The organism is Flavobacterium sp. UBA4854 (assembly GCF_002399805.1).
In the GTDB taxonomy this organism is placed as follows: Bacteria; Bacteroidota; Bacteroidia; order Flavobacteriales; family Flavobacteriaceae; genus Flavobacterium; species Flavobacterium ginsengisoli.
The window spans coordinates 98,890-108,185 of sequence record NZ_DHEI01000083.1 but is presented as its reverse complement, the minus strand read 5'-3'; the positions used below and the strand labels follow the sequence as shown (position 1 = coordinate 108,185).

The window sequence follows — 9,296 nt, the reverse complement described above, 5'->3', positions numbered from 1 at the left end:
AATTTTGCTTATAGAAATATAAGCAATATGGTACCTTAGCTCAGATGGTAGAGCAATGGACTGAAAATCCATGTGTCCCTGGTTCGATCCCTGGAGGTACCACTTAATGCTCGGATGGTGAAATTGGTAGACACGCTGGACTTAAAATCCAGTGAACAGCAATGTTCGTGCGGGTTCAAGTCCCGCTCTGAGTACTGAAAACTTCAATTGACTTTTGTTAATTGAAGTTTTTTTTTTGCATAAAATTGATATCAGAGATTAATTTTATATTTTTACTTCTCTATTCCTTATATTCTACAATACTTAAAAATTATGCAAAATGTTTTTCTTAAAGAAGATTGTGACCAATTTCTAAACAGAATCAATCATCTTAAATCAGATACACAACCGCTTTGGGGTAAAATGTCTGTAGATCAGATGTTAGCTCATTGTAATGTTACGTATGAAATGGTATATGATGATATTCATAAGAAGCCAAATGCGTTTATGAGATTTCTTTTGAAATCATTTGTTAAGGATAAAGTAGTAGATGAGACTCCTTATCCAAAAAATATACGAACAGCTCCACAATTTATTATAAGTGGTAATCGTAACTTTGAGCTTGAAAGAGAAAGACTTATAGCTTATATCATTAAAACTTTAGAACTAGGAAAAGATAATTTTGAAGGAAAAGAATCTCTTTCTTTTGGAAAATTATCTTCTAAAGAATGGAATAATATGTTCGCCAAACATTTAGATCATCATTTTTCTCAGTTTGGTGTTTAATAATTTTATGACTATGAAAGTTTATACAATTGTTTTTTTTGTTTTCTTTGGATTATCTGCCAATGCTCAAAAAAAGGAAGTTCAGCAATGTATTGAATCGTTTTTCGAAGGATTTCATCAAAGAGATTCTATAAAAATAAAATTAGTTTGTTCTGAAAAAATGATATTGCAGTCTATTAGCGAAAGCACTGCAAAAGGGAATAAATTATCTAATGAAACTGCAAATGAATTTTACAAATCCATAGCATCAATTCCTTCAACCTTGAAATTTCAAGAAAAAATATTAAGTTATAATATACAAATTGATGGATCAATGGCTCATGTTTGGGCTCCTTATGAATTTTATTTGAATGATAAGTTTAGTCATTCTGGCGTGAATACTTTTACTTTATTTAAAGAGAAAGATTCTTGGAAAATTATTTATTTGATTGATACAAGAAGAAAATAATTAATTCTTGAGGATCTCAGTATTATAATACAAGCAAATATCATTTAGAAGGCATTCTGGACATTTTGGTTTAGGTCTGCAGATTTCACGGCCTAAAAAGGAAATTGCCATTCCTATTTCTGACCAAATATTTTTAGGTAAGACTTGCATTAAATCTTTTTCTACTTTATTTCCATCTTTAGATTCTTTAATTATTCCTATTCTTGGTGCAACTCGTATTACATGTAAATCTGCAATAATTCCTTCTGCAGGTTTGCCGGTTTCTCTTAATATCACATTTGCAGATTTTCTACCAATTCCTTTTAATGCGGTTAATCCAGCCATTGTTAGAGGAATATCTTTATCTTCTTTTATAGTTGCTGCAATATCTAAAAGCCATTGTGCTTTAGTTCCGTGATTTCGAACTTTCGATATAAAAGGCAAAAAAGTTTCTAAATCAGTTTTTGATAAACTTTTAAGTGTAGGGAACTTTTCAAACAAAGCTGGTGCAATTGAGTTAATATTGGCATCAGAATCTTGAGCAGATAAAACAACCATAACTAGTAATTGATATGGATTTTGATAATCTAATGGATGTTTTTTGTTTTTGTACTTTTTTAAAATGGGCTTTAATTTAGTTTCCCAGTCTGATGTTTCTCCAAATAGATCCATTTTAATCTCTTTTAAAGTAATATTGAAATAGTTATCTATAAAGTTAATTGATTTTGATGAATTCTAGAATTTTTTTGATAACATTTTGATTTCCAAGTATTTTTCTATGTCCCAATCCATCGGTTAAAAACAAAGTTCCATTTTTAAGGTTTTCGTGAATGTGTTTACCAGCTTTTACAGATACCTCAGGGTCATCATTATCATGGATAACTAAAATAGGGATATTAATTTTCTGAGCTGCTCTATAAGCTGAAAAATCATCCATTTTTACTTGATATTTTTCTTCAAAAGCATCTCTCAAGCGATTGCTGATTTCTTTTTGCAAACCTAATTTAAAAGTAAATTCATCTAAAATATCTTGAACAATATCTCCACTTCCTATAATTATTGCCTTTTTTACTTGAAGGCCATCTTTAATGGCGTTTAGAACAGACATTCCACCTAAAGAATGTCCAATTGCAATTTCAAAAGGTCCAAATTGCTTTTCTATTTCTAAAACGGAAGCAATAAACTCCGACATTATTGTTGTTTTACCTTTTGATTTTCCGTGTGCTGGCGCATCAAAGCTAACTGTGGAATACCCTTTTGCTAAAAGTTCGTCTGCAATTTTAAAAAGTTGTGTCCCTCTTCCAGACCAACCATGAACCAATAGTACTTTACGTTCACTTTGCCCATAAATATATGTAACAACACTTTTATCAATTGCTGGGACATAAATTAATTCTTGAATGCTTTTGGCATCCATTTCTAATTCTCGTTTAGGAACTTTATGTTTTATTGGTGTTGTGAAAATCTTTGCAGCAAATTTTGTAACTAATTTTGTAGAAATAAAAGCGCAAATTTTCGCAGATATTATAATAATCTTAGGAATTTTTAATGATTTAGTAGGATTGATTGCCTTTTTTGCCATTTCAATAAAACTTATTTTAGGGAAGGATTTTGCTTGTTTTTTTGCTAAATTTAAAAAGCATAAAAGTAGTATATAAATTATTGCTTCTTATGATAATCACAAATTAATTTCTAAAATGGAAATATTTCATATTAGCGCAGAATGTTATCCTGTAGCAAAGGTTGGCGGATTAGGTGATGTTGTGGGTGCGTTGCCTAAATATCAACAATCTGCCGGTCATAATGTTAGAGTTGTAATTCCTTGTTATGATACTAAATTTAGAAAAGAAAATGATTTTGAGTGTGTTCATTGGGGAAATGTTAAATTAGGAAATTTTAATTTTCCGTTTAGTGTCTTAAAAGAGACAACAGACAAATTGGGTTTCGAACTGTATTTAATAGAAATTAATGAATTGTTTAATAGACCAAATGTGTATGGTTATGAAGATGATATCGAAAGATTTTTGTCTTTTCAGATAGCAACACTTGATTGGATAATCGCTAGGAGTACAATTCCAGATATTGTTAATTGCCACGATCATCATACTGGCGTTATTCCGTTTATGCTGCAGTTTGCTTATAAATATGAAAGTTTAAAGAATGTAAAAACGACTATAACTATTCATAATGGTTTATATCAGGGGTGGTTTGGTTTTGATAAATTGTATTATTTGCCAGAATTTAATCTAAAACATGTTGGTTTTTTAGAATGGAGCAATTCGATAAATTCATTGGCCGTTGGTATCAAATGTGCAAATGCCATAACTACTGTTTCTCCAAGCTATTTGAATGAAATTAATATATCAGCAAATGGATTAGAATCACTGTTTAATTCTGTAAGAAATAAATCGAAAGGAATTTTAAACGGAATTGACATCGAAGTTTGGAATCCTATGAAAGATCAAATGATTGCCGAAAATTATTCGATTGAAGATTTTGAAACGGGAAAAAGAAAAAATAAAGAAAAGCTGTGCGAAGAATTTGAATTAGATCCGTCAAAACCATTATTTAGTTTTATTGGTCGATTGTTTGAAGAAAAAGGAGGCGATTTACTTCCGCATGCTTCTGCTTTGGCATTGTCTGAACATTTCGAAGAAATTAATATTTTGATTTTAGGTTCAGGAAATGCGGAAATTGAATCACAGTTAACTCAACTGCGAAATGATTATAAAGGAAATTACAATGTTTTTATAGGTTATAATGAAGATTTAGCGCATTTGATTTATGCAGGTTCAGATTATATTTTAATGCCTTCTAGGGTTGAACCATGCGGGTTAAATCAAATGTATGCTATGCGTTACGGAACTATTCCGATTGTTAGAAGAACTGGAGGGTTAAGAGACACAGTTGTTGATTTTGGAGATGATGGAAATGGCATTTGTCATGATCAGGCTTCGGTAGCAGATATATGCTATTCAATAAATCGTGCTGTTAGGTTGTATGAGGATAAAATAAATTTCAATAAAGTTTTAACGAAAGGAATGTCAGCAGATCATTCCTGGGAAAGTGTTTGCCAAGAATATATCGAAATATACAACTTAATAATTCAGCAAAATGAAATTTAAAAAGAAAAATGTAGTTGCCATTATTTTAGGAGGTGGACAGGGTTCACGTTTATTTCCATTGACAGAAACAAGATCAAAGCCGGCAGTTCCTATTGGAGGAAAGTACCGTTTGGTCGATATTCCGATTTCGAATTGTATTAATTCTGATATTTTTAAAATATTTGTATTGACGCAATTTAATTCTGCATCTCTAAATGCTCATATTAAAAACACTTTTAATTTTAGTATTTTTAGCCAATCTTTCGTTGATATTTTAGCTGCAGAACAAACTCCTGATAATCCGACTTGGTTTCAGGGAACTGCTGATGCAGTAAGACAATGTATGTCACATTTTTTAAAGCACGATTTTGACCATGCTTTAATTCTTTCTGGAGATCAGTTGTATCAAATGGATTTTAATGAAATGCTTGAAGCGCATATTGCGGCTGATGCTGAAATTTCTATTGCAACTTTACCAGTAAATGCCAAAGATGCTCCAGAATTTGGTATTCTTAAAACAGATCATGAAAATAATATTCATGCGTTTATAGAAAAACCTCATGCTTCTTTATTGCCAGAATGGGAATCTGAAGTGAGTGAGCAAATGCAAGAAAAGGGTAAAAAGTATCTCGCTTCGATGGGAATTTATATTTTCAATAAGCCATTGCTAGAAGAATTAATGGCTGACCAAGAAACGAAAGATTTTGGAAAAGAAATTATTCCGCAAGCTGTTGGGAAGCATAAAATCTTAAGTTATCAATATGAAGGATATTGGACAGATATTGGGAATATAGAATCATTTTTTGAAGCAAATATTGGTTTAACTGCAGATATTCCAGAATTTAATTTATTTGATAACGAAAACAAAATCTTTACTAGACCAAGATTATTGCCTCCTTCTAAATTTAGAAATTCGATTATCAATCAATCTTTAATTTCTGAAGGCTGTATTATTAATGCCAAAGAAATTAAAAGCTCTGTTATTGGTATTCGTTCTAGAATTGGCGAAGGAACTGTTTTAGAGAACTGTTACGTAATGGGTAATGATTTCTATCAGGATCTTGAAGAATTAAATCATGAAAGCAGTATTAATAAAATTCATGTTGGTATCGGAGAGAATTGTTATATCAAAAATGCTTTGGTTGATAAAAATGTTCGTATTGGAAACAATGTGCATATTTCGGGAGGAAAGCATTTAGACAATTTTACTAATGAATTATACAGCATAAAAGACGGAATTGTTGTTGTCAAAAAAGGAGTAACATTATCTGATAATTTTAGAATTGAATAATCTAAATTAAGTTCCAATAAAAATTCCGATAGCTATCGGAACCACCTTCAATTGTCTTAAAAAATAAATATGACTAAAGTAATCGCACACTCTCTTTTTGCCGATTTTGATATAGACTTATTCAAAGCAGGCAAACATTTCAGATTATATGAAAAACTTGGAGCTCATTTAATTGAAGTGAACGGAGTTAAAGGCGTTTATTTTGCTGTTTGGGCTCCAACGGCTCAAGCTGTTTCTGTAATTGGTGATTTTAATTATTGGACGCAAGGTGAACATAATTTAAATGTTCGCTGGGATTCTTCTGGAATTTGGGAAGGGTTTATTCCAGATATTTCAAAAGGAGCACTTTATAAATACAAAATTCAATCTAATATAAATGGCGTAGTTACCGAAAAAGCCGATCCCTTTGCACGTTATTGCGAAAAACCGCCTCATACGGCATCTGTAGTTTGGGACTTGGATTATAAATGGAAAGATGATAATTGGATGCAAAACCGTCAGGATTTTAATGCTCTAGATAAACCCTATTCGGTTTATGAAGTGCATTTAGGTTCTTGGAAACGAGGAGATCATAATCGATTTTTAACTTATCTTGAACTTGCAGATGATTTAGTAAAATATGTAAAAGAAACTGGTTTTACACATGTTGAGTTTATGCCAATTATGGAGTATCCTTACGATCCTTCATGGGGATATCAATTAACAGGATACTTTGCGCCAACTTCTCGCTTTGGGAAACCGCAAGATTTTATGGTTTTGGTAGATAAATTACATCAGGAAGGAATTGGTGTAATTCTAGATTGGGTTCCATCACATTTTCCAGATGATGCGCATGGTTTAGGATTTTTTGACGGCTCGCATTTATATGAACATCCAGATAGAAGAAAAGGATATCATCCAGATTGGAAAAGTTTAGTTTTTAATTATGGAAGAAATGAAGTTCGAGCTTTCTTAATAAGTAATGCTGTTTTTTGGCTTCAGAATTATCACATCGACGGACTTCGTGTTGATGCTGTTGCTTCGATGCTTTATTTAGATTATTCTCGAAAAGATGGTGAGTGGGAAGCTAATATTTTTGGAGGAAGAGAAAATTTAGACTCAATTAGTTTTCTTAAAGAATTTAATGAAGTAATTTATTCTAATTTTAATGGTATTCAGACTATTGCAGAAGAGAGTACTTCATTTCCTATGGTTTCAAGACCCACTTCTTTTGGAGGTTTAGGTTTTGGAATGAAATGGATGATGGGTTGGATGCATGATACTTTAAAATATTTCGAGAAAGAAACGGTTTATAGAAAATACCATCAAAATGAATTGACTTTTTCTATGACATATGCGTTTACTGAAAATTTCATGCTTCCATTTTCTCATGATGAAGTGGTTTATGGCAAAAAATCTCTGATTTATAAAATGCCTGGAGACGAATGGCAACGTTTTGCAAATTTAAGATTGTTGTACGGTTACATGTTTACACATCCAGGAACAAAATTGCTCTTTATGGGTGCTGAATTCGGTCAAACAGGGGAGTGGAATTTCGAACAAAGTTTGGACTGGCATTTATTACAATATGACTTTCACTCTGGGATAAAGAGATTGATTACCGATTTAAATCAATTGTATAAATCACAACCTGCTTTGTATGAAAAGCAATTTAGAGGAGATGGTTTTGAATGGATCAATTATTCCGATCATCAAAATGCTGTTTTGTCTTATATCCGAAAAGGAAATAATCCAGATGATAATATTATTATAGTGTGCAATTTTACTCAAGTTGTTCGAGAAAATTATAGAATTGGTATTCCTAGAAAAGGCAAACTGCAAGAAATTTTTAATAGCGATGCCAAAATATATGGCGGAAGTGGTATAGAAAATTCTAAAATTCTAAAAACAGATTCAATATCTTATGATGGAAGAGATTTTTCTGCCGAACTAGTTTTGCCACCTTTGAGCGTTACCGTATATATTTTAGTTTAATTTAAAATCTTGAAGTAAGATTTTGTTATTATAACGTTTCAAAATTATCAAATTGTTGATTTTTTGTTTGGTAATTTGTAACTCATTCAGAAAAAACGTTTTCGTGAATAAACCTTTTATTCATAGGGTGTTACAGACTTTTTTTGTATGTTTGAGTGAAAGAAAATGTTATAAATTAATTCATTGGAGATATGATTACAAACACATCATTAGAATACAAAGGCGATTTATATCCATCAAAAATTGTCTCGTATGAACATGAAGGAGATTCTATTTTCTTTAATACGGATAATAAGGTAATTTTAAAAGTTACTATTCTTCGTGATAGTTTAATTCGATTCCGTTTTACTACAAAAGGCTATTTCAGCAACGATTTTTCATATGCCATTGATAAAACACAACTTCATGGCTACAACTTTTTGGAAGTTACTGAAGAAGAAACCTACTTTCAAATTAGAACTAGTAAAGTTAAATGTAAAATTCAGAAAGCAGATCTTCGTCTTGCGATTTACGATTTAAATGATTTTCTAATTCTTGAAGATGAACTTGGTTTTCATTGGGAAGAAAGCTACGAATATGGCGGGAATATTGTAAAAATGAGCAAATTCGCTAAAGATGGCGAATGTTATTACGGTTTAGGCGATAAAGCCACTCAAATGAATCTTAAAGGCAAAAGAGTAGAAAATTTTGCTACAGATCAATATGCTTACCAGAAAGACCAAGAACCGTTATATAAAGTGGTTCCTTTTTATATAGGACTTCATAACAAACAATCTTATGGTATATTTTTCGATAATACTTTCAGAACTTTCTTTGATTTTTGTCAAGAAAGAAGAAATGTTACTAGTTTCTGGGCTGAAGGTGGCGAAATGAACTATTATTTTGTTTATGGTCCTCAAATGCAGGACGTTGTTACCACTTATACCGATTTAACAGGTAAACCAGAATTACCGCCACTTTGGGTTTTAGGATACCATCAATGCAAATGGAGTTATTATCCTGAAAATAAGGTTAAAGAAATTACATCAAAATTTAGAGAGCTTCAGATTCCTTGTGATGCCATTTATTTGGATATCGATTATATGGACGGATTTAGATGCTTTACTTGGAATAAAAACTATTTTCCTGATCCAAAAAGAATGGTTTCTGAATTAGCAGAAGATGGTTTTAAAACTATTGTAATTATTGATCCAGGAATTAAAATTGATAAAGATTACTGGGTTTATAAAGAAGCTTTAGAAAAAGATTATTTCTGTAAAAGAGCCGACGGTCCTTATATGAAAGGAAAAGTTTGGCCAGGAGAATGTAATTTTCCCGATTATACAAATCCCATAGTTAGAGAATGGTGGGCTGGTTTATTTAAAGAATTAATTGCAGAAATTGGAGTAAAAGGAGTTTGGAATGATATGAATGAACCAGCTGTTATGGAGGTTCCTAATAAAACATTTCCGATGGATGTTCGCCATGTTTACGATGGAAATCCTTGTAGCCATAGAAAAGCTCATAATATTTATGGAACTCAAATGGCGAGAGCCACTTATCATGGTGTAAAGCGATTTGCATATCCAAAACGTCCGTTTGTCATTACAAGATCGGCTTATGCTGGTGCACAGCGTTATACATCATCATGGACAGGTGATAATGTTGCCACTTGGGAACATTTATGGATTGCAAATATTCAGGTTCAAAGATTATCTATTTCTGGAATGGGATTTACAGGCTCTGATATTGGAGG

General features: G+C 31.7%; 8 protein-coding genes and 2 tRNA genes. 8 read left to right on the top strand and 2 right to left on the bottom strand.

The window, feature by feature from the left end:
• Nucleotides 1-29 precede the first annotated feature (29 nt).
• From B3J44_RS11960 to B3J44_RS11945, 4 genes are all read left to right on the top strand, one after another.
• Nucleotides 30-102 (top strand) — tRNA-Phe (locus tag B3J44_RS11960).
• 6 nt (nt 103-108) lie between these two features.
• Nucleotides 109-194: transfer RNA gene (locus B3J44_RS11955), tRNA-Leu, on the top strand.
• A gap of 118 nt (nt 195-312) precedes the next feature.
• A complete protein-coding gene (locus tag B3J44_RS11950; protein WP_286968640.1) occupies nt 313-765 on the top strand; it encodes a DUF1569 domain-containing protein in 453 nt (150 codons plus the stop codon).
• 13 nt (nt 766-778) lie between these two features.
• Nucleotides 779-1,213, top strand: coding sequence for a nuclear transport factor 2 family protein (locus B3J44_RS11945; RefSeq protein WP_286968639.1), 435 nt, complete (start codon nt 779-781; stop codon nt 1,211-1,213).
• Here the strand turns inward: B3J44_RS11945 and B3J44_RS11940 are convergent, their stop codons facing one another.
• The gene (locus B3J44_RS11940; RefSeq protein WP_286968638.1) at nt 1,214-1,864 is read right to left on the bottom strand and encodes an endonuclease III domain-containing protein; all 651 of its coding nucleotides are present in this window, start codon (nt 1,862-1,864) and stop codon (nt 1,214-1,216) included.
• Nucleotides 1,865-1,907: 43 nt separating this feature from the next.
• Nucleotides 1,908-2,774, bottom strand: a complete 867-nt coding sequence (locus tag B3J44_RS11935) for an alpha/beta hydrolase (RefSeq protein WP_286968637.1) — start codon at nt 2,772-2,774, stop codon at nt 1,908-1,910.
• A gap of 115 nt (nt 2,775-2,889) precedes the next feature.
• Here B3J44_RS11935 and B3J44_RS11930 point away from each other — a divergent pair, with 115 nt between their 5' ends.
• The 4 genes from B3J44_RS11930 to B3J44_RS11915 all read left to right on the top strand — a co-directional run.
• A complete protein-coding gene (locus B3J44_RS11930; protein ID WP_286968636.1) occupies nt 2,890-4,317 on the top strand; it encodes a glycogen synthase in 1,428 nt (475 codons plus the stop codon).
• Nucleotides 4,307-5,587, top strand: coding sequence for a glucose-1-phosphate adenylyltransferase (locus B3J44_RS11925; RefSeq protein WP_198855542.1), 1,281 nt, complete (start codon nt 4,307-4,309; stop codon nt 5,585-5,587). Before B3J44_RS11930 ends, B3J44_RS11925 begins: the two co-directional genes overlap by 11 nt.
• Before the next feature lie 69 nt (nt 5,588-5,656).
• Nucleotides 5,657-7,561: a 1,4-alpha-glucan branching protein GlgB gene (gene glgB, locus B3J44_RS11920; protein ID WP_286968635.1), complete on the top strand. Its 1,905-nt coding sequence runs from the start codon at nt 5,657-5,659 to the stop codon at nt 7,559-7,561.
• Between the two features lie 191 nt (nt 7,562-7,752).
• On the top strand, nt 7,753-9,296 hold a 1,544-nt coding region (locus B3J44_RS11915; RefSeq protein WP_286968634.1), incomplete at its 3' end, for a TIM-barrel domain-containing protein.

Coding starts and splice junctions, on each gene's coding strand:
- B3J44_RS11950 (WP_286968640.1), top strand. CDS start 313: ATGCAAAATGTTTTTCTTAAAGAAGATTGTGACCAATTTCTAAACAGA.
- B3J44_RS11945 (WP_286968639.1), top strand. CDS start 779: ATGAAAGTTTATACAATTGTTTTTTTTGTTTTCTTTGGATTATCTGCC.
- B3J44_RS11940 (WP_286968638.1), bottom strand. CDS start 1,864: ATGGATCTATTTGGAGAAACATCAGACTGGGAAACTAAATTAAAGCCC.
- B3J44_RS11935 (WP_286968637.1), bottom strand. CDS start 2,774: ATGGCAAAAAAGGCAATCAATCCTACTAAATCATTAAAAATTCCTAAG.
- B3J44_RS11930 (WP_286968636.1), top strand. CDS start 2,890: ATGGAAATATTTCATATTAGCGCAGAATGTTATCCTGTAGCAAAGGTT.
- B3J44_RS11925 (WP_198855542.1), top strand. CDS start 4,307: ATGAAATTTAAAAAGAAAAATGTAGTTGCCATTATTTTAGGAGGTGGA.
- glgB (WP_286968635.1), top strand. CDS start 5,657: ATGACTAAAGTAATCGCACACTCTCTTTTTGCCGATTTTGATATAGAC.